Annotated in this window: 14 protein-coding genes and 1 riboswitch; of the genes, 9 read left to right on the top strand and 5 right to left on the bottom strand. The window is 71.3% G+C overall.

Features of this window, described 5'->3' with window-relative positions; genetic code table 11:
• Window positions 1–116: 116 nt before the first annotated feature.
• The 4 genes from ACWDRB_RS49050 to ACWDRB_RS49035 form a co-directional block, all read right to left on the bottom strand.
• Window positions 117–884 carry a glycoside hydrolase family 25 protein gene (locus ACWDRB_RS49050; protein ID WP_449906382.1) on the bottom strand — a complete coding sequence of 256 codons (768 nt, stop codon included), beginning with the start codon at window positions 882–884 and terminating at the stop codon, window positions 117–119.
• An 11-nt stretch (window positions 885–895) separates the two neighbouring features.
• A riboswitch (cyclic di-AMP (ydaO/yuaA leader) is annotated at window positions 896–1,040 on the bottom strand.
• Window positions 1,041–1,506: 466 nt separating this feature from the next.
• Window positions 1,507–2,898, bottom strand: coding sequence for an MBL fold metallo-hydrolase (locus tag ACWDRB_RS49045; RefSeq protein WP_449906379.1), 1,392 nt, complete (start codon window positions 2,896–2,898; stop codon window positions 1,507–1,509).
• 82 nt (window positions 2,899–2,980) lie between these two features.
• Window positions 2,981–3,250 (bottom strand): metal-sensitive transcriptional regulator, encoded by a 270-nt coding sequence (locus ACWDRB_RS49040; protein ID WP_350735590.1) that lies wholly within the window; start codon window positions 3,248–3,250, stop codon window positions 2,981–2,983.
• A gap of 284 nt (window positions 3,251–3,534) precedes the next feature.
• The gene (locus ACWDRB_RS49035; RefSeq protein WP_449906375.1) at window positions 3,535–4,491 is read right to left on the bottom strand and encodes an Lrp/AsnC family transcriptional regulator; all 957 of its coding nucleotides are present in this window, start codon (window positions 4,489–4,491) and stop codon (window positions 3,535–3,537) included.
• Window positions 4,492–4,632: 141 nt separating this feature from the next.
• On the opposite strand from ACWDRB_RS49035, the gene ACWDRB_RS49030 reads away from it, so the two are divergent.
• From ACWDRB_RS49030 to ACWDRB_RS49020, 3 genes are all read left to right on the top strand, one after another.
• Window positions 4,633–6,093, top strand: a complete 1,461-nt coding sequence (locus tag ACWDRB_RS49030; RefSeq protein WP_449906372.1) for a carboxylesterase/lipase family protein — start codon at window positions 4,633–4,635, stop codon at window positions 6,091–6,093.
• Window positions 6,094–6,240: 147 nt separating this feature from the next.
• The gene (locus tag ACWDRB_RS49025) at window positions 6,241–7,677 is read left to right on the top strand and encodes a multicopper oxidase family protein (protein WP_449906369.1); all 1,437 of its coding nucleotides are present in this window, start codon (window positions 6,241–6,243) and stop codon (window positions 7,675–7,677) included.
• Between the two features lie 132 nt (window positions 7,678–7,809).
• Window positions 7,810–8,496, top strand: coding sequence for a TIGR00266 family protein (locus ACWDRB_RS49020; RefSeq protein ID WP_350735582.1), 687 nt, complete (start codon window positions 7,810–7,812; stop codon window positions 8,494–8,496).
• 484 nt (window positions 8,497–8,980) lie between these two features.
• Here the strand turns inward: ACWDRB_RS49020 and ACWDRB_RS49015 are convergent, their stop codons facing one another.
• Window positions 8,981–10,213 (bottom strand): alkyl sulfatase dimerization domain-containing protein, encoded by a 1,233-nt coding sequence (locus tag ACWDRB_RS49015; protein WP_449906366.1) that lies wholly within the window; start codon window positions 10,211–10,213, stop codon window positions 8,981–8,983.
• A 434-nt stretch (window positions 10,214–10,647) separates the two neighbouring features.
• On the opposite strand from ACWDRB_RS49015, the gene ACWDRB_RS49010 reads away from it, so the two are divergent.
• From ACWDRB_RS49010 to ACWDRB_RS48985, 6 genes are read left to right on the top strand one after another with little or no spacing between them, the layout of a single operon-like run.
• Window positions 10,648–15,969, top strand: coding sequence for a non-ribosomal peptide synthetase/MFS transporter (locus ACWDRB_RS49010; RefSeq protein ID WP_449906364.1), 5,322 nt, complete (start codon window positions 10,648–10,650; stop codon window positions 15,967–15,969).
• Between the two features lie 37 nt (window positions 15,970–16,006).
• On the top strand, window positions 16,007–17,527 hold the full coding sequence (locus ACWDRB_RS49005; RefSeq protein ID WP_449906361.1) for an AMP-binding protein: 1,521 nt from the start codon (window positions 16,007–16,009) through the stop codon (window positions 17,525–17,527).
• Window positions 17,524–19,023 carry a condensation domain-containing protein gene (locus ACWDRB_RS49000; RefSeq protein WP_449906359.1) on the top strand — a complete coding sequence of 500 codons (1,500 nt, stop codon included), beginning with the start codon at window positions 17,524–17,526 and terminating at the stop codon, window positions 19,021–19,023. The genes ACWDRB_RS49005 and ACWDRB_RS49000 overlap by 4 nt, the downstream gene beginning before the upstream one ends.
• Window positions 19,017–19,256 carry a phosphopantetheine-binding protein gene (locus ACWDRB_RS48995; RefSeq protein ID WP_350735567.1) on the top strand — a complete coding sequence of 80 codons (240 nt, stop codon included), beginning with the start codon at window positions 19,017–19,019 and terminating at the stop codon, window positions 19,254–19,256. Before ACWDRB_RS49000 ends, ACWDRB_RS48995 begins: the two co-directional genes overlap by 7 nt.
• Window positions 19,257–19,264: 8 nt before the next feature.
• On the top strand, window positions 19,265–20,584 hold the full coding sequence (locus tag ACWDRB_RS48990; protein WP_449906354.1) for a condensation domain-containing protein: 1,320 nt from the start codon (window positions 19,265–19,267) through the stop codon (window positions 20,582–20,584).
• Between the two features lie 8 nt (window positions 20,585–20,592).
• Window positions 20,593–20,757, top strand: a complete 165-nt coding sequence (locus ACWDRB_RS48985; RefSeq protein ID WP_449906637.1) for an MbtH family protein — start codon at window positions 20,593–20,595, stop codon at window positions 20,755–20,757.
• Window positions 20,758–20,766 lie beyond the last annotated feature (9 nt).

Genomic DNA, 20,766 nt, shown 5'->3' with positions numbered 1-20,766 from the left:
TCACCGGTGCCATCCGTGACCGGCGTCCACCGCGTGCTCCTCCGGGCCGAGAGGAGCACGCGGGGCGGCGTTCACCTGGGAGCAACCCGATCGCGGTGCGGACCCGCCGTGTGGGTTCAGGCCGTGGGGCGGCCCAGGCCGCGCAACTGGTCGGCGGTCAGCGCGGAGACGTTCTGGTCGACAGGGGACTCGGAGTACTGGTGGATGGCCCAGGACTTCCAGTCGGCGGGCGGGGAGATGGCCCCCTTGGCCTTGCTGTAGTGGGCGACCCACAGCGGGTACTCGGACAGGCCCTTGCCGTACTTGTTGGCGAAGTTCCAGCCGCTGTAGAACATCGGGGTGATCCCCGTCTTGTCCTTCACGTACGACAGCCACGTCTTGGCCCAGGCGTTGACCTCGGCGACGGATCTGCCGTTCGCGGTCTCCAGGTCAAGGACCAGCAGGTCGCCGGCCTTGGCGGGCTGCGAGTTCACCACGGACAGGAAGTGCTCGGCCTCCGCGATGGGATTGTTGCGGGGATGGCCATAGTGGTAAGCCCCGCGCACGATGCCCTTCTTGCCCAGCTCGCGCCAGTGCCTGGCGAATGAGGCGTCGCGGAAGGACGTGCCTTCTGTGGCTTTGATGATGCCGAACTTGGCCGGGCTGGCATTCCAGTCGTACAGGGGCTCGTAATTGGAGATGTCCAGGCCGTAGATGAGGGGTCCGGCTGCTTGACGAGTCGCCGGCACCGGGTTCTGCGCGGTGGGCGATGCGAATGCGAAGGTGGCGATGGCGGCGGTTGCGGCGAGGATCGCGACGGCGACGGCGAAGCTGAGGTATTTGGTGAGGAGATCGCGGTGATTCTTGAGGATGTAGGCGATTGTGGCAAGCCGAGGCTTGGACATGAGGCATTGACTCCTTGCTTCCATACCGCCTACCGGGTTAGCTGACGGGTTCGGGCCTGGAAGTGCCCTACATGGCGCAGCCTGGGCTGGCGTCCGATTCACCCCAAGAACGTGGGTCCCCGGTTCCGCGAGGCGCGGATTCGGCGGCCGGACGCTGTCCCCGAAGGGCTTCTTCGGGCAGCGCGCGGTCCGGTCAACGAAGCGGCAACGATGCGGCGAAAGGGCGCCACATCCGTGCCGCAACTAGGCAAAAGATAGACATATATCCATAGATGGTGCAAGTAGTGCAAATCTGATTCGCGGGTGTCGGCGACTGGGCGGCGCTGAAATGCCGTGCCTGTAGGGATTCTGGTGCTTGGCAAAAAATCGGGGGAGTCGCTTCCGGGCCTTTATGATCTCGGCACGGGTGGGACAGGCTATTCATGCGTTGCCCTTGTGACAAAACTCCGTTCTACGGGTAATCGTGACTCCAGCCCCGTCGTTTGACGTCCGCGGCGCCGTCGGGCACGCGGGAGCCGGGCAGGCGGGCGGACTCCAACGCTCCGGGGGTCCGCACGTCGATCGGCCCCGGCGGGTCACCGGATCCCGGCAGGCGTACCGGTGTCGCCGGGGCCGAGGGTGGTCAAGAGGGGGCCTCATCGGGGGCGGTGATGGGCAGGCCGGCGTCGGCGGCCCGGGAGTAGGCGTCGTCGATGTGGACCACCTGTCGGCCGCTGCGGGCCAGCAGGCTCGCGGCCGCCGCGGCCCGGTAGCCGGTGCCGCAGTGTACCCACACCGTTCCCTCCGGCACCTCGGCCAGGCGCCCCGGCAGCTCTGGCAGCGGGATGTGCACGGCGCCGGCCACGTGACCGGCCCGCCATTCGTTGCCCATCCGCACGTCCAGGACGGTCGGGCCGCCGACCGGCTCCCCCGCACGGGCGGCGGCAAGGTCGGCGAAGGTCGCGGTGGTCAGGTCGGCGATCAGGTCCGGGTTGTGCCCGGCCCACTGTTCGACGGAGCCGGTCGAGGCGGCGGCCGGGCGGTCTATGCCGATGCGGGCCAGTTCGCGCTGGGCGGCGGCGACCTGTTCGGCCGACTCGCCGAGCAGCGTGAGGGGCGTGCCCCACGGGGCCAGCCAGCCCAGCCAGGTCGCCATCGGCCCGTCCAGGCCGAAGCTGAGCGTGCCGGCCAGATGCCGGTCCGCGAACGCCTTGCGTGAGCGCAGGTCCACCACCCATTCGCCCGCCCGCAGGCGAGCCAGCAGCTCAGCGCTGTCGGCCGGCCGCGCCGGGGTCAGGTCGATCGGCTCCGCTCCGGCGGCGTTGCGCGCGCCCATGTGGGCGTAATAGGCGGGGTAGGCGTCCAGGCCTTCCAGGATGTGGGTGACGAAGTCGTCGGCCTCCATCCGCAGCACCGGGTTGACGTCCTTCTCCCGGCCGATGGTCGAGGCGGACGCGCCGGACTGCGTGACCGCGCAGAAGCTGCCGAACCCGTGCGTCGGCCAGAGCCGCGCGCCGTCGGGCAGCAGGCCGGACAGCCGCCGCGCGGAGGCGTGCTGGTGGCGGGCCAGGGTGCGGGCATGCTCGGCGCCCAGCAGGTCGGTACGCCCGGTGCCGCCGAACAACAGCGATCCTCCGGTGAACACCCCCTCCGGCCCGCCCGGCCCGGCCAGCACGTAGGAAAGGTGGCGAAAGGTGTGTCCCGGCGTGCTCACCACGTCCAGCCACATCCGCTCGGAGACGGCGATCCGATCTCCGCCGGCGACCGGCACGCGGTCGAAGCCGACCTCCTCGGCCCCGCCCACCAGGTACGCCGCCCCGCTCACCCGGGCCAGCGCCAGGCCGCCGGAGACGTAGTCGTTGTGCAGATGGGTCTCCACCACGTGGGTGATCCGCACCCCCAGGCGGCCGGCCAGGGCCAGGACGCGGTCGATGTCGCGCTGCGGATCGACCACCACCGCGACCTGCCCGTCATGGGCGAGATAACTGCGGTCCCCCAGGGAGGAGGTCTCGATCACCTCGACCTGGATCGTCATCTCCTTGTCTCCTTTCGATCATCAAATACCCCCGGGGGTATCAAGAGAACATATGGGTGCCCCGGCTCACCCGATCACACGGTCAAGAAAGAGCGAGGAACAGCTTCTCCAGCCGCTCCACGCTGATCGGTGGCTCCTCGCCCTGCTCGCGCGCCACCTGGCACTGCTGCAACCCGGTCGAGATAATCTTGAATCCGGCCCGGTCCAACGCCTTCGACACCGCGGCCAGCTGCGTCAGCACCTTCTCGCAGTCCTCGGCGTTCTCGATCATCGCGATCACTCCGCCGAGCTGGCCGTGGGCCCGCTTCAGCCGCGTCAGCGCATCCCTCAGGACGGTCGCGTCCATCTCCATCCGCACCACCTCCGCGCCCAATATACCCCCGGGGGTAAATCTCCATCGGTAAAGGGCACCGGCGCTGAGAGCGCTGGTCCACCTTGATCAGGGTTCCGGCCGGGTGCGGTGACGTACCGGATGACATGCTGGAGCCGCGCGCATCTCCGACGGGAGCGATGGAGCGAGAACGTGGGCCGATCCGTGATCTCGGGACCTGACGTGCTCCTTCGGGCGGCGAGGAGGTCTGGCGAACGATACGTCATGACGCGCGGGGTGTCGTGGGCGGCGACAGGTTGAGGAACTCAGATCTCGGATCGGCGAAAGAGGCCGGTCCGTTTCAGTGAGCTCAGGATCGGGGTCACCTCCAGCCCGCGGACATCGTCTAGCGATCCGACAGTCTCGGTGAGAAAGGAGTACAGCCCGCCCAGATCGTCGGCCGCGACGGCCACCAGGAGGTTCGCCGCCCCGGTCGTGGCCGCGGTGAACCGCACCTGCGGATGCCGGCTCAGCTCTTGCCCGGTCGCGTCCAGGCTGCCCGGACCGGTGGCGATCCACAGCAGCGCCTCACTGCCGATGCCCAGCAGCCTCAAGTCCACCTCGCACGCCATACGCACCATGTGGGCAGAGATGAGCAGGTCCAGCCGACGGCGCACCGTCGACGCCGACGTTCCCAGCCGGGTGGCCAGGTCGCTGTAGCCGGCGCGCGCGTTCGCGGTCAACTGGTCGATGAGCGCGTCATCGAGCGGTTGAATCTGCGGCGCGTCAACGGGCTCTCGCGGCAAGGTGGCGAGGGTCTCGAACTGATCCATGGGCAGCAGTCCCGCGCTCCAGGCGAACCCCGCGGGAAACACTTTCAACAGGTCGTAGGCGTCCCACGAATGGACGGCGGCTGTGGCGGGCAGGTCCCGCAGCAGCAGCGAGGTCCGGGCCTTGGGCCCGTCGAGAAAGAGCACGCTGCTGATCTCGTCACCGCCGCCGAGAATGTCGACCCACACCGTGTCGGCACGCCGCGCCAGTCCCGCGGCGATCGCCTGGATGCGGCTGGGCCGGCACCGGATCCGCAACACCATGGGGATGAGCCGAGGAAAGAGAGCGGGATTGCGGATCGCTGTGGGCCGCAGCGTGCCGTCGTGCAGGAGCGGTGTCGCACGGCGCACGACCGTGCGCTCGGAGATCCCAAGGACACGGGCGATCGTTCGCCATGACGCCCGCGGCGACGCCATCAGCACCGCGGCGATCCGCCGCTCCGTCGCATCCATCTCATGTCTCATATGTCTTACTTTCGCCAGAATCCCGTGATCCATGACGCATATCAGGAAGCTACGGGGCGGCTGCTCGCTCTTTTCCGCCGAACGACCGTAGAACGGAGGCGTACCACTCCGGCAAGGAAGGTGACATCAATGATCGTGAGGGAACGCCCCGTCGTGGACACCGAGTCGGGGAGCGTGCAGGGCACCGTCGAGGACGGCGTCGCCGCGTTCCGCGGCATCCCCAACGCGGCTTCCCCGCTGGGGGACCGGCGCTTCGCCACCCCCGCGCAGCACCCCGACTGGTCGGGCCAGTGGGATGCCGCCTGCTCCGGCCCGTCCGTCCCCCGGGCCCCCTCCCGTCTCGAAGCGGTCATGGGACACCGCACCCCCGACTGGAACGAGGACGGCTCTCTCACCCTCAATGTGTGGACCCCCCGCCTGCCGGTCGGCGGATCCACCCCGCACGCCCTCCCGGTCCTGGTGTGGTTCCACGGCGGCGGATTCACCAGCGGATCCGGTGGCTGGGACTGGTACGACGGCCGAAACCTGGCCGCCGCCGGCGACATCATCGTCGTCACCGCCAACTACCGCGTCGGTCCCCTTGGCTACCTCTACCTCCCGGAACTCGGCATTGAGAACCTCGGCGTGCAGGACCAGGCCGCCGTCCTCACCTGGGTGAAGCGCAACATCACCGCCTTCGGGGGAGATCCCGGCAACCTCACTGTCGGCGGCCAGTCCGCCGGAGCCTTCTCCGCCCTCTACCTCGCCCTCTCGCCGGTCACCGGCCCGGAGATCAAGCGGGTCATCACCCAGAGCGGTCCCTGGGGGCTCCCCCCGCAAGACCCCGGGGAGGCGGCCGACCATGCCCGACGCTTCCTCAAGATCCTCGGCCTGGAGCGGGGCCCGGATCCCATCACCACCCTGCGCGCTGTCCCAGCCGAGCAGCTCCTCGCCGCCTACCAGCAGCTCGCCCAGGACGTCTTCCGCCCGGGCAGCGTCGCTCCGCCGATGTACCCCGTCCTCGGCGCCTTCGGAATGCCCGAGGCGTGGGAACAGGCGCTGGCCCACGGACGCCTCGACGGCAAGCAGTTGCTGACGGGGACCACCAGGAACGAGATGGCGGCGTTCTTCGCGTTCGACCCGCGCATCCAGGCCATCACCGCCGGCCAGGCGAGCTCGATCGTGGCAGGCCAGGTCGACGGCGGCGCCGAGCGGTTCGACCGCGCCGCCGCCCAGCGTCCGCACGCGACACCGAGCGACGTCTTCACCGAGGTCGAGACCGAGATCATTTTCCGCGACGGGGCCCTCGCCATCGCCGATCACCACGCTGCGGCCGGCAACCCCACCTACGTCTACCAGTTCGACTACGCCCCGGCTCAGGACCGCGCACACCTGGGCGCCGCGCACTGCGTGGAACTCCCCTTCTTCTTCGACACCATCGACGCCTACCCCGACAGTCCCATGCTCGGCGAGGCCACCGTCGCGGCCCGCTCGCTCGGCCACACGTTCTCTCACGCGGTAGCGGCCTTCATAGCCTCTGGCCGGCCCGCCGCAGATCAGTGGCACCCGTACGAGGCCGCCAACCCTGCGACCATCCGGCACTTCGCCTGACATTCCGCCGCCTCCTGGTCCGCGCGCCTCGCAGCACAGCCGCTCCAACGGCCAATCTTTGTGAAAATGCGGGCCAGCTCCCGCGTGGGCGAGTCGACGCCGGGCATCCACGTAGCCGACCGCGTCGTTGCGAGGAGCGCCATGCCTATGTCCAGAGCCGTCCTCTTGCTATGGCCGGCCCTGCTGATGGCGACCGGCTGCGGCACCACCGCCACAATGGAGGCCGCCCCAGGCGGCCCTGCCGGCCCGGCGAGTCCGGCCACCCCGACCGCGCAGGCGCAGCCGGCCTTCCGCCAGCCGCGCGAATTGTCGAGCCACAACGGCCGCCTGCACGTGCGGCTGGTCGTGGAGCAACGCGTGGTACGGCTCGCGGGCCAAGACGTCCGCGCGTTGACCTACAACGGCGACTTCATGCCGCCGACCCTGCGCCTGTTTCCCGGCGACCGGATCGACCTGGAGTTGGTGAACCGGCTGGGCGAGCACACCAACCTGCACACGCACGGCTGGCACGTCTCACCGAAGGACAGCTCCGACAACATCTACCTGCACATCAGGCCGGGCCAGACCTTCCACTACACCTACCGCCTGCCCGAGGACCTGGCACCGGGCACGTACTGGTACCACTCCCACGCGCACCCGCTCTCGGAGGGGCAGGTGTTCGCCGGACTGTCGGGCGCGATCGTGATCGAGGGGCTGAACCGGTACCTGCCGTCCGACCTCCATGACACGGCCGAACTGCTCATCGCGCTCAAGGACTTTCAGGTGCGCGCGGGCGCCATACCAACGGCGAACATCGACAGCAACGCCCCGACCACCCGGACCGTGAACGGGCTCGTCAACCCGATCATCCACATCCGGCCCGGCGAGACGCAGATGTGGCGGCTGGCCAACATCGGCGCCGACATCGCCTACAACGTCCAGCTCCAGGGCGTGCGCTTCCACGTCATCGCCCAGGACGCCAACCCCGTCGCCAGGGTCTGGAGCGCCGACACGCTGCTCATGCCTCCCGGCAGCCGGTGGGACGTGCTCGTGCAAGGGCCGCCGGCCGGCCGTACCCGCCTGGTGACCCGGCCCTACAGCACTGGCAAGGACGGCGACTCCTACCCTGAGGCGACCCTGGCCACCCTGGTGTCCGCGGGGCGCGCCGTGACGCCCGCACGCCTGCCCACGACGTTCGCCGCCCGGTACTTCGACGACCTGAGGAAGGATCCCATCGCCCGGAGGCGGGTCGTCACGTTCTCGGAGAACACCCGCGCTGACCAGTTCTTCATCAACGGCAAGTCGTTCGATCCGAACCGGATCGACGTGCGGGCGAGGCTGAACACCACCGAGGAGTGGCGGGTGCGCAACCTCGCCAACGAGGAGCACACCTTCCACGTGCATGTCAACGACTTCCAGGTGATCAGCGTGAATGGCAGGCCGTACGACGCCCGTAACTGGCAGGACACGGTGCAGCTCCCCGCGCGCGGCGAAGTGGTGATGAGGACGAGGTTCAGGGATTTCGTCGGGAAGTACCCGCTGCACTGCCACATCCTCAACCACGAGGACCGCGGCATGATGGCCAACATCGAGGTCGTCCGCTGACAGCGGTTGGTGGATCTGCGGCATGCGTCGACCAGGAGGCCCGCCCGACGGGGCGTTTACGCGTTGTCAACGAATCGTGTACGGCCGTACAGCAGAGTCGCCCCGGACAAGATGATCGGGATGGAGGGGTACATGAAGACCGAGATCCGTCACCCTGGTTCGTTCGCGGTCGCGCGCTGCCACCTGGACGGCGGGGAGACCCTGCGCGTCGAGGCGGGCGCGATGTACGCGACGAGCGCGGGGGTCCAGCTCCGGGCCAAGGTGGAGGGTGGTCTGCTGCGTGGGCTGGCGCGTTCGGCGCTGGGCGGCGAGTCGCTGTTCACCACGCGCTACACCGCTCCGGAAGGCGGCGGCTGGGTGGACGTGGCGCATCACCTGCCCGGCGATGTCCAGGCCGCCGAGGTACGAAGCGACAACGCGCTCCTGCTGACCAGGGGATCGTGGATCGCGTCCAGCGACGGCGTGGAGATCGCCACCAAGTGGGGCGGCATGTCCAACCTCATCGGCAGCGAGGGCGGCTTCCTCATCAAGGCGCAGGGCGACGGCGTCGTCGTGCTCGGCTGCTACGGCGCGATGGACGTGATCGACCTGGCGGCCGGGCAGCAGGTCGTGGTCGACTCGGGGCATCTGGTCGCCTACGACGAGACGGTCAAGAGCAATCTGCGCCGGGCGGTCGAAGGGAAGACGGTCCAATCGCTCAAGTCGGGCGAGGGCCTGGTCTTCGAGTTCACCGGGCCGGGCAGGATCATGACGCAGACCAGGAACCCTGGGGCCTTGATCCTCCACCTGACGGAAGTGCTCCCCTTCGAGCGCGCCTGACCCCGCGCCGGCGGCCCGGCATGCCTCTTGGGCGATGGGGATCGACGCGGCGAGGTCTCAGCGGTTGGTGCCGAGCAGGAGGAAGGCGTTGATGCGGCCCGCCGGTGGCGAGCGGTGGCGCGTCGTGACGGGTTCCTGATCCGCCGGATGGTGTGCCGGGCGGGAACGGCGACGGTGCCCGCGCGGCCCCGGGGTCGGCGGCCACCACCGCCTGGTCCACCGCCTGGTCCGCCGCGCACGCCCGCGCGCCGCCGCGCAGCCCCATCGGCCCGGCCCCTGCGTCTCGCCGCTGCGGCGATGGGCTGCTGGCTGCGGTGGGCCGAGCTGGCGCTGCCCCGCCCAGCGGTCACGCCGGGTGGGGTGCGGATGTGGGAACCGTGGGCTTCTCGGCCGTGACGACGGGATCGACGGCCGGGGTGATGGGACATGACCATGTCCGCCGCCGCCAGGAAACGCCCGTTGCCGCCGGAGTGGAGGCCGGCCGTTACGAGCGTTTCCGGGACTCGGCGGCGGCCCAGGCGAAAATGCCCTTCGCCATGAGGGACAGTTCGCCGGCCGCCCTGGTGGAAAAGACCTCCGCGCGTACGCGATGCACTCCCGCGTCGTCCGGAGCCGCCAGGGCGGCCATTTCCGCCAGATGCCCGGCCAGCCGCTCATCGCCTTCGGAAAGGGCCTTGAGCGCCGCGTCCGCGAGGGCCTGCGCCCCGCCCGCCAGTTCCGCGACCGATTTCGCCAGCACCGCCTCGGGAGCGGGCTTCAGGTGGGCCGGATTGCCGTCGTACCAGCCGCCGTAAAGGCGCCACAGATTGCGTACGACGAATTCCGGCTCGTCGTAACGCGCCCGCAGATAGGGCCGGTCGGCCAGATGCTCCGGCGCCTTCACGGAGTGGACGATCTCGTCGAGCCGGGCGCCCGCGTTGAGCAGTTGCAGGGTCTGCGTGATGAGCGACTCCAGCCATTCGGCCGTTTCCAGCAACGCCTGCCGGATGCGGTCGCGGCCGAAGATGGGGGCGCCGTGGCCGGGGAGCATGATCTCGGCGTCCAGGGCGGCCATCCGGTGCAACGCGTGCACCCATTCCCGGGGATAGCGCTGCGCCTTCTGCGGGTTGCCGCAATTGGGCGTCACCCAGAGGAACAGGTCACCGGGCAACAGCAGTTTGTGCTCACGCACGTAGCCGATGGTCCCGTCGTCGGTCTCGCCCTTGGCGTGCACGAGGTCGAACGTGAGCCCGCCGCGCCGCACGGTCAGGGCGTCGGTGTAGGTCACGTCCGGGTGGCGGTAGTCGGTGGGCCAGTGGAGCCCGGCGGCCTGGAACTGCCGCTGGTTGATCATCGAGTTATAGCCATTTGTCAACACATAACGCTCGAACCGGTCAACAACCGCTTTATGGGCATAAATCGCGGCCCGAGGCCCCGATTCCTCGAACGGCCCCGTCCCGAAGACATGGTCGACGTGCCCGTGCGAGTAGAACGCCGTGGTCAATGGCGCCCGTGTCCAGGCCCGTACGTCCTCGTGCAATTTCGCCGCCGAGAACGCGCTGCTCGTGTCGAACAGCACCAGCTCGCCCTCGGTCTCGAACGCGGTCACATTGCCGAACCCCGGCCACCAGCCGACACCGTCGGCGATCGGCTGAACACCCTTGCCCTGCAGGCCCGCGTCCACGACGCTGTCGTCCGATTCGCCGCGCCACACGCGCTCGGCGTACTCGATAATCATGGGCCCAACCCTGCTTCCAGAACCTCATTCTGGGCAAGGGGGTTCGCGGCAGGATCTCGCCTTTGACGCGCGGTCAAAGGGCGGAGGCGCTCGGCTTCCTTGCAGGCGCAGGTCAGAGATGATGACTCGCTGTGGGAGCGCTCCCAGATATATGACGAAGATGTTTCCGAGCTGTCAAGGACCCGAAAGACAGAGCTAACGGAAACATGGGTGCGACGTGCGCACATCGCGAATTGTTCTTGTTAGACCACGGTGGGCATCCGGAAATGCGGATCTAGCCCTTGACCTCGAAGGAGCCGAAACCTAGCCTCCCTCGTGGGAGCGTTCCCACGGCCTCATCAGGCTTCGCCGTTCCGGCTGCAGCACATCCGCGTCATCGCCGCGGACCTCCGTACGTGTACGTGTACCACCGCGTGTTCCGAGGAGAAAGACGCGTGACCAGGAGCTCCCTTTCACCGGCCAAGCAGGCCCTGCTGGAGCGTCGCCTTCGGGCGCGCGGCACCAAGGTCAGTGTTCCCCGCCGTGACCCCGGCACCGCGCCGCCGCCGTCGGCCATGCAGGAGCGATTGTGGTTCCTTGAGCAGTACGCCCCAGGCACGGCCGCCTACACCGTGCCGTTCGCGGTCCGGCTCACCGGCGACCTCGACGAGAACGCCCTGGCCAGGGCCCTGACAGAGCTCACCCGGCGGCACGAGAGCCTGCGTACCAGCCTGGTCACCACCCCGGACGGCCGCCCGGAGGCGGTGGTCGCCGAGGAGCCGGTCGTGGAGTTCCGCGTCACCGACGACCCCGGCGAGATCGACCGGGAGCTGGTCCGGCCGTTCGACCTGGCCCGCCCGCCGCTGCTGCGCGCCCTGCTGGTGCGCTCGGCCCCCGGCGAGCACGTGCTGCTGCTCACCATGCACCACGCGATCACCGACGGCTGGTCGTGCGACATCCTGTTCCAGGAGCTGCTGGCGCTGCACGCGGGCCGGGAACCGGCGCCGGTGCCGCTGCAGTTCGGCGACTACGCGCACTGGCAGCGCGGCCGGACCTTCGACGACGACGTGCGCTACTGGGTGTCCAAGCTGGACGGGGTGCCCGCCCTGGAGCTGCCGACCGACCTGCCCCGGCCCGCCGAGCAGCGCTGGGACGGCGCCGCCGTGGACGTCGTCGTGGACCCCGCCCTCACCGCGTCGATCGCGGAGCTGGGCAAGGCGCACCGGGCCACGCCGTACATGACGCTGCTCGCCGCCTTCCAGGTGCTGCTCGGCCGGTTCGCCGGGCAGGACGACTTCGCGGTGGGGTCGCCGGTGTCCGGGCGGGAGCTGCCCGAGCTGGAGACGGTCGTCGGGCCGTTCATCAACACCCTGGCCCTCCGGGCCGACCTGCGCGGCGACCCGACCTTCGGCGAACTGCTCGGCCGGGTCCGCGACTCCACCCTGGACGCCTTCGCGCATCAGGCGCTGCCGTTCGACCGGCTCGTCACCGAGCTGGCCGTGGAGCGGGACGTCAGCCGCACGCCGGTCTACCAGACCATGTTCGCGCTGCAGAACTACCGCGGCCGGACCCTGGACACCTCCGGGCTGGGCGCGGAGCCGTACCCGATCCCCACCGTGGCCAGCCGGTTCGACCTGGCGCTCTACCTCTTCGAGGGCGGCGGCGGGCTGCACGGGCAGCTCACGTACAGCACCGCGCTGTTCCGGGAGGACACGGCGCGGCGGCTGGCGGGATGCCTGGAGACGCTCCTGCGGGCGGCGGTCGCCGACCCCGGCCTGCCGATCTCCCGGTTGCCGCTGCTCGGCCCGGACGAGCGGCGGCGCGTGCTGGCCCTCGGGGCCGCCGAGCCGGCGCCGCCCGCCGGGATCGGGCTGCTGCACGAGGTCGTCGCCGGGCAGGATCCCGCGGCGGTCGCGGTGGTCGCGGGGGAGGCCTCGCTCACGTACGGCGAGCTCGGCACCCGCGCCGACCGGCTGGCCCGGCGGCTGCGGGCCCTCGGCGCCGGGCCCGGGGAACGGGTGGCGCTGTGCCTGGAGCAGTCGGCCGGACTGGCCGTGGCGGTGCTCGGCGTGCTCAAGGCGGGGGCCGCGTACCTGCCGCTGGATCCGGAGCATCCGCCCGAGCGGCTGGCGTACGTGGTCCAGGACGCCGGGGTACGGATCGCGGTGACCGATTCGTCCTCCAGGGAGCGGTTGCCCGACGGGCTGGTCACGGTGGGCCTCGACGAGCCCGACGGTGACGAGGCGCCGGTCCCTCAGGACGTGACCCCCGACGACCTGGCCTATGTCATCTACACCTCCGGCACGACCGGGAGGCCCAAGGGCGTCGCGATCCAGCACCGGCAGGCGCTGGTCTATCTCGCGGGCCTGCGGGAGCGGCTGGGGATCGAACCCGGCGGTTCGTACGGGCTGCTGCAGTCGCTGGCCTTCGACTTCGGGGTGACGGTCTTCTACGCGTGCCTGATGACCGGCGGCACGCTGCACATCATCCCGCCGCGCACGGCGGGGCACGAGCTGGCCGAGTACGTCCGGGACGCCGGCATCGACTATCTCAAGATCACCCCGTCCCATCTGGCCGCGTTGCAGGCCGACGTGCTGCCGCGCAAGCTGCTGATCCTCGGCGGCGAGGCGGCGCCCCGCGACTGGGCGGAGGAGCTGGCCGCGTCCGGACGCTGCCGGGTCGTCAACCACTACGGCCCGACCGAGGCGACGGTCGGCGTCACCACCTATCCGGTCGAGGGCCCGGTCGGAGGCGACGCCGGCACGACCACCACGCTGCCCATCGGCAGGCCGCTGCCGGGGGCTCGGGCGTACGTGCTGGACGAGCATCTGGAGCCGGTGCCGATCGGCGTCGCGGGGGAGCTGTACCTCGGCGGGGATCGGCTGGCCAGAGGCTATCTCGACCGCCCCGCCCTGACCGCGGAACGGTTCCTGCCCGACCCGTACGGCCCGCCCGGCGCTCGCATGTACCGCACCGGCGACCTGGCCCGCCACCTTCCCGACGGGAACCTGGAGTTCCTCGGCCGCCGCGACCTGCAGGTGAAGATCCGCGGCTACCGGGTGGAGCTGGCCGAGGTCGAGTCGGTGCTCGGCCGGCATCCCGGCGTGACGTCGGCGATCGCCGACATGCGCGGCGGTCTCCTCGTGGCCTACCTCCTCGCCGAGTGCGGTGAGGCCCGGCCGGAGGCCGCCGAGATGCGGACGTGGCTGGCCGAGCGGCTGCCCGACTACATGATCCCCGCCCGGTACGTGTGGCTGGACGAGCCGCCGCCGCTGAAGTCGCACGGCAAGGTGGACCGGGCCGCGCTGCCCGACCCGGCCCCGGAGACGACCGGCCGGTTCGAGCCACCGCGATCGGCCGCGGAACGGACGGTCGCCGCCGTGTGGGCCGAACTCCTCGGTGCCGCCGAGGTCGGCGCCACGGACGACTTCTTCGAGCTCGGCGGCCACTCCCTGCTGGCCATGCGGGTGGTGGCCCGGCTCAGGCAGGAGCTGCCGGAGCGTGCCGTCACCGTGCTCGACCTGTTCAAGCACCGCACCGTACGCGAGCTGGCCGCGCTGCTGGAGTCGGACGGCGACGGCCCGCGCCACCTGCTGCACCGGCTCACCCCCGCCAGGACGGCCACCTCGACGTTGGTCTGCGCGCCGTACGGGGGCGGCAGCGCAGTCATCTACCAGCCGCTGGCCGACGCGCTGCCGGCCGACTGGGCGCTCTACTCGATCGCCGTGCCCGGGCACGAGCTGGGTGAGGAGTCCCGGCCGCTGGACGAGGTCGCCGACGGGTGCGTACAGGAGATCCTCGACGGCATCGAGGGCCCCGTCACCCTGTACGGCCACTGCGGCCTCGGCGTGATGCTGGCCGCGGAGATCGCCCGCAGGCTGGAGGACGCCGGCCGCGAGGTCGAGGCGGTCTACCTCGGCGGTGTCTTCCCCTTCGCCCGCCCCCGCGGCCGCCTCTCGGGCCTGACCGAGCTCATGGAGCGCATCCGCGGCGACCAGGCCTGGATCAACGACCTGCGCTCCGCCGGCCTGGACGTGGAGGAGGTCGGACGCGACCAGCTCGACCTCATGGTCCGCAACCGGCGGCGCGGCACCCGGCAGGCGGAGCGGTACTTCACCCGCATGTTCGAAGAGGCTGCGGCCCCGCTGCGCGCGCCGGTGATCGCGCTGGCCGGCGAGCGTGACCCGGCGATGGAGTTCTACCAGGAGCGCTATCGCGAATGGCACGTGCTGTCGGAGCTGACGGCCCTGGTCGTGCTGGACGAGGCCGGGCACTTCTTCCTGAAATATCGGGCGGAGGAGCTGGCGGCCATCGTGACCGGCACGCACCGCGCCATTGCCGAGGGGCGGACCGAGCCGCTGGTACGCACACCGGGATCGACGTGGTGGCTGGAGGGCGTGTCATCCGGAGACTCGCCGGCCCCTTCGGAGGAACGCCGGGCGCGGCCGGGCATGGGGAGGTTCGCGCTGGTCGCGGCCGGGCAGCTGGTGTCGATCCTGGGGTCGGCGCTGACCGAGTTCGCCGTGCCGCTGTGGATCTACACCACCACCGGCTCGCTGGCGAACTTCGCGCTGTTCGCGGTGCTCGGGCTGCTGCCCGGCATGCTGGTCGCGCCGCTGGCCGGGGCCATCGTGGACCGGCACGACCGGCGCGCCGTGATGCTCGCCGGCGACGTCACCGCGGGCGGCGTGCAGCTGGTCCTCGGGGTGCTGCTGTGGACCGGCAACTTGGAGATCTGGCACGTCTACCCGCTGCTCGCGCTGCTGTCGGTCGCGCTGACCTTCCAGCGGTTCGCGTACGCCTCGGCGATCCCGCAACTCGTCCCCAAACGCTTCCTGGGCCACGCCAACGGGGTGGTGCAGCTCGTCACCGGCACGGCCCAGGTGGCGGTGCCGCTGGTGGCGGTCGGGCTGATGGCGGTCATCGGGCTGGAGGGCATCCTCGTCGTCGACGTGCTGTCGTACGTGTTCGCGGCCGCGGTCGTGCTGGCGGTCCGGTTCCCCCGGAGCATGGCCTGGCGGCGGCGCGAGACGGTCATGGCGGAGATCGCCGGCGGCTGGCGGCTGACCTGGGGGAACCGGGGCTTCCGCGGGATGCTGGTGTTCTTCGCCGTCCTGAACGTGTTCCTGTCGCCGCTGTTCCTGATGATCTCGCCGCTGGTGTTGTCGTTCGCGACGCTGCAGGACGTCGGGCGGGTGTCGCTGGCGGGCGGGATCGGCGTGCTGGCCGGCGGGCTGCTGATGGCCGTGTGGGGCGGGCCGCGCCGGGGGCGCCTGCGCGGGGTGCTGCTGTTCACGCTCGCGCTGGCGGGGTTCTGCGTGGTCGTCGGCGTACGGGCGGATCTCGTGGCGATCGCCGCGGGGGCGTTCGGGATGTCGCTGTGCCTGACGCTGCTCAACGGCGTGTACGCGACGATCATCCAGGTCAAGGTGCCGCAGCGGTTCCACGGGCGGGTCATCGCGCTCAACACGCTCGTCGCCTGGTCCACGCTGCCGATCGGGTTCGGCCTGGTGGCGCCGTACGGGGCGACGGTGCTGGAGCCGCTGATGGCGCCGGACGGGCCGCTGGCCGCGACGGCGGGGGCGTTGCTCGGGACGGGGGAGGGGCGCGGGATCGGGCTGATGTACGTGGTCTTCGGGCTGGCCATCGCGCTGATCGCGGTGTGCGCGATGCGCGTGCGGGTGCTGGCGCGCTTCGATCGCGAGGTCCCCGATGCGCTGCCGGATGATCTCGTCGGCATCGAGGAGCTGCGGCGACGTGCGGGAGGCGAGTCGTGATCGGGCCGGAGCTGTGGCGGTGTGCGGGAGGGGAGTCATGATCGTTCCGGAGCTGCTCGCCAGGCGGGCCGCGGAGGAGCCCGAGCGGGTCGCGCTGGAGGTCGCCGGGGGCGGCACGCTGACCTTCGCGGACTGGCACGCGCAAGTGGACTCGTTGGCGCGCGGGCTGGTCCGGCGCGGGGTGCGGCGGGGCGACCGCGTGGGGCTGCTGTTCGGGGCCGAGAACTGGACCGGCTTCGCCGTGGCCTACTGCGCCACGCAGTTGGCCGGCGGGGTGGCCGTGCCGATCTCCGACCGGTTCGCGCCGGCCGAGGTGGCGTACATGCTGGAGCACTGCTCGGCGACCGGCGTGCTGCACGCCGGCAAGGGGCCGGCCGCGCCGCCGGACGGCGGGTACTGGAGCGCCGTGCCGGCCGAGCTGGAGCCCGGCTCGCGCGAACCCGAGCCGCCGGGGCCGGCGGATCTGGCGCAGATCCTCTACACCTCCGGCACCACGGGCAGGCCCAAGGCGGTGGCGGCCACCCACGCCAACCTCACCTACGGCAGCGCCACCCGGGCCAATCGCCGCAGGTTCGGGCATTCGCGGTTGCTGCTGCACGCCTTTCCGATCGGCACCAACGCCGGCCAGGCCATGCTGATCAACGCGCTGGACGCGCGGCCGTCGGTGCTGACGCCGGCGCGGTTCACCCCGGGTAGGTTCGCCAGGCTGATCGAGTCGCGGCGGGTGGGGACGGTGTTCCTGGTGCCGGCGATGGCCCTGGAGCTGCTCAACGCCGGGCTGCACGAGCGGCACGACTTCTCCGGCGTGGTCCTGCTCGGGTCGGCGGCCTCGGCGCTGCCGGCGGCGCTGTGCGCGCGGCTGGCGGCGGCGTTCCCCAAGGCGACCGTGACGAACTACTACACCTCGACCGAGGCGGCGCCCGCCCAGACCGTCATGATCTACGACCCGTCGCGGCCCGCCGCCCTGGGCCGGCCGGCGCTCGGCAGCGGGTTGAGGATCACCGGCCCCGACGGCACGCCGCCGGCGGCCGGGGAGACGGGGGAGATCTGGCTGCGCTCTCCCGCCGCCGCGCGCTCGTACTACCGGGACCGGCAGGCCAGCGCGCACACCTTCCGCGACGGGTGGGTGCGGATGGGCGATCTGGGCTACCTCGACGCGGACGGCTACCTGTATCTCGTCGACCGGGAGAGCGACGTCGTCAAGTCCGGGGCGTACAAGGTGTCGACCGTGCAGGTGGAGGCGGCGCTGCACGAACACCCGGACGTGGCCGAGGCGGCGGTCACCGGCGTGCCGCACCCCGTGCTGGGCACCGTGCTGGCCGCGGCCGTCGTGCCCCGTTCGCGGGCGCCGCGCGTGACGGAGCTGCGGGCCTTTCTCATGACCCGGCTGGCCGCGCACGAACTGCCGACACGAGTGATCTTCGTGGACCACCTGCCCAGGAACCACTCGGGCAAGGTCGTCAAGTCCGGCCTGCGCGATCTGCTGAAGCAGGCGGACTCCGTGATGGAAACAGGCTCTATGGAAACAGGCGCTGTGGAGAAAGAAGGCGGGAGATGACCGGATCGTGGCCGGCCTCCCCTGCGCAGCAGGGGATGTGGCTCACCGAGCGGGCCGGGGTCGCCGGGCGGGCCTTTCACATGCCGCTGGCCGTGTGGCTGGACGGGCCGCTCGACGTGCTGGCCCTGGGGGAGGCGTGTGAGGAGGTGGCGCGCAGGCATCCCGTGCTGGGCGGCGTGCTCGCCGAGGACGGCGGTGAGCTGCGGGTGGTCCCCCACGGGGTGCCGCCGATGCGCGAAGGCGGCGACCTTGAGGAGGAGCTGGCCGGGCCGGTCGATCCGGGGGAAGGCCCCGCGGCGCGGTTCACGCTGATCCGGGAGGACGCCAAGCGGCACGTGCTGCTGTTCCAGGCCCATCACGCGGTGTTCGACGGGGAGTCCAAGGACATCCTGCTGCGGGACCTGGCCTCCTGGTACGGGGGCGCGGCGCCGGCACCGCTGGTGCTGACGCACCCGGAGGTCACGGTCCAGCAGCAGGTCAGGCTGGCGGACGCGCTGCCGGACGCGCGGCGCTACTGGCAGGACCGGTGGCAGGACCAGCGGGAGCTGCACCTGCCCGGCCTGACCGGCGTCTCCGTGGCCGCGGCGCCCGGCTGCGCCCTCGACTTCGTCGTCGAGGACCTCGGCGGGCTCGCCGGGCGACTCGAGGTCACCCGTTTCGAGGCGGTGCTGGCCGCGTTCGTGGCGCTGCTGCGCGCGTACGGCAACGCGCGGCCCGCGGTCGGCGTGGATCTGTCCACGCGGACCGAGCGGAGCCGGGACCACGTGGGCGCCTTCGTCAACGAGCTGCCCGTGATCGGGGCGCCGGAGGCGGGCACGTTCGGCGAGTTCGCGCGGAGCCTGCGGGTCGAGCTGCGGCGGTTGTACCGGCACCGCGAGGTTCCGCTGGCCAGGGCCGTGGACGGGATCGGCCCGCGCGCCGCGCTCACCCCCGTGTCGCTCAGCTACCGCCGGCGGCCGGAGACGGGCCCGCTGTTCGCCGGGCTGGGCGCGTCGGTGGAGTGGATGATGTTCAACGGCTGGGTGCGCAACACCCTCCACCTGCAGATCGTCGACGACCCGGCGGGCACGGCGGCGCGGCTGCAGTACAACCCGGCGCTCCTCGACCCGGCCGGGGCCGAGCGGATCCGGGAGGATTTCGCCGCGCTGCTGGCGGCGGTCGCCGCGGACCCGGACGCGCCGCTGGACCGGCTGCCGCTGCCCGCCCCCGTGCCGGCGGCGTCCGTGATCACTGCCGACACGGGAGCGGGCGGGCCGGTGGCCGCCGAGCTCGTACGGGAGATCCAGGCCATCTTCGCCAAGGAGCTCGAACTGGACGACGTGGAACCCGACGACGACCTGTTCGATCTCGGCGGCCATTCCCTCACGATCACCCAGATCATGGCCAGGGCCCGGGAGCGGTACGGCGTGGAGCTCTCCTTCGAGGTGTTCATCGACGACGCCACCGCGACGAGCATCGCGGCGGAGGTCGCCCGCCTTCGGGAGCAGGCATGTTGAGGGAGCGCGTGGCCGCGCTGGTGGCCCAGGCCAGCGACGGCGAGCTCACCGCGGCGGAGGTGCTGGCGGCCGACTGTTCGCTGACGGCGCTCGGCCTCACCTCGCTGGGCTACATCCGGCTGATCGACGCGATCGAGGAGGCGTTCGGCTTCGACATCGAGTTCGACGGCAGCCTCGACACGCTCGACGGGCTGGTCGACCACCTGTCCCGGTTCGCGGGCCGCCCGTCATGATCGGCCCAGTGATCGGCCCAGTGATCGGCCCAGTGATCGGACCCGTGACGGTCGAGTTCACCGGCGCCAGGTCCGGCCAGGGGCCGCTCACCTGGGGCCAGCGGGCGATCTGGCGGCTCACGGAGTGGCTGCCGCCTGGCGACCCGTACTTCAACATGCCGTGGGCCCTGCCGGTGCACGGCAAGCCCGACCTGCCGGCCGTACTCGCCGCCCTCGCGCGGCTGCTCGGACGGCATGAGAGCCTGCGGACGAACTGGCTCCCCGACGCGGCGCAGACCGGCATGGTGCAGCGGGTCGCCGGGCAGGGCCGGCTGACGGTCGAGCTGGTCGACGCCGCCGGTTCCCGGCCCAGGGTGCTGGCCGGGGAGATCGCCGCCGAGCTCGCGGCCAAGGGCTTCGACTACGCCGACGAGCTCCCCGTGCGCTGCGCCGTCGTCATGGACGGCGGCAGGCCGCGCGCGGTGGCGTTCGCGTTCACGCATATGGCGGTGGACGGGCTGGCGCTCGACGTCATCGCCGGCGAGTGGCCGCGGCTGCTGTCCGGGGAGCCGCTGCCCCAGGACGTCCCGCAGCCGCTCGACCTGGCCGCCGAGGAACGCTCGCCCGAAGGCGCGGCCCGCGGCGAGCGGGCGCTCAGGTACTGGCGGGCGGCGCTGGAACGGATGCCGCGCCCGCTGTTCGCCGCGCCGCCGGGCAGGCCCGAGGAGCCCAGGTTCGTCAAGCTCGGCATGGAGTCGGCGGCGCTCGGCGCGGCGGCCACCGGGCTGGCCGCGCGCTGGGGGGTGAGCACCAGCAGCGTGCTGCTCGGGGCGTACGCGACGCTGCTGTCCCGGCTGACCGGCCGCGGCACGGTCGCGCTGCAGCTCATCGTGGGCAACCGGCACGATCCCCGGCTGGCGCCCATGGTGGCCACCCTCGTCCAGGACGGGATCTTCGTCCTGGACGTGGCCCCGGGTCAGCCGCTCGCCGAGGTGGTGCAGGCCGCCCACCGGGGGGTGCTGGCGGCGTACCGGCACGCCCGCTACGACCCGGCCGCCCAGCGGGCGCTGATCGAGGAGACCGGGCCGCCGCCCACCGCCTACTTCAACGACGTACGGGTCACCGGGGGCTGGCCCAACCTGCCGCCGAACCCGCCCGCGACCCCCGGCCGGATCTTCCCGGTGGGGGCCTGGCCGGAGGTGGACGCCGAGGTGTTCTGCACCGCCGGCCCCGCCACCCACACCTGCCGGCTGGACCTGCTCGCCGACACCGCCCTCCTGCCCCGGGAGGCGATCGAGGCGACGCTGCGCGAGGTCGAGACGCTACTGGTCAGCGAGGAGAACACGTGAGTGCCGAGATGCGCGTGGTCGTCAACCACGAGGAGCAGTACTCCGTCTGGGCCGCGGATCGCGAACTGCCGCCCGGCTGGTCCGACGCGGGGTTCGCGGGCACCCAGGAGGAGTGCCTGGGCCACATCGAGACCGTCTGGACGGACATGCGCCCGCTCAGCCTGCGAGACTGAAAGGCGATA

The organism is Nonomuraea sp. NPDC003707 (assembly GCF_053587055.1).
Note: the sequence above shows the minus strand (reverse complement) of the source record. Positions and strands in the feature narration are given on the sequence as shown.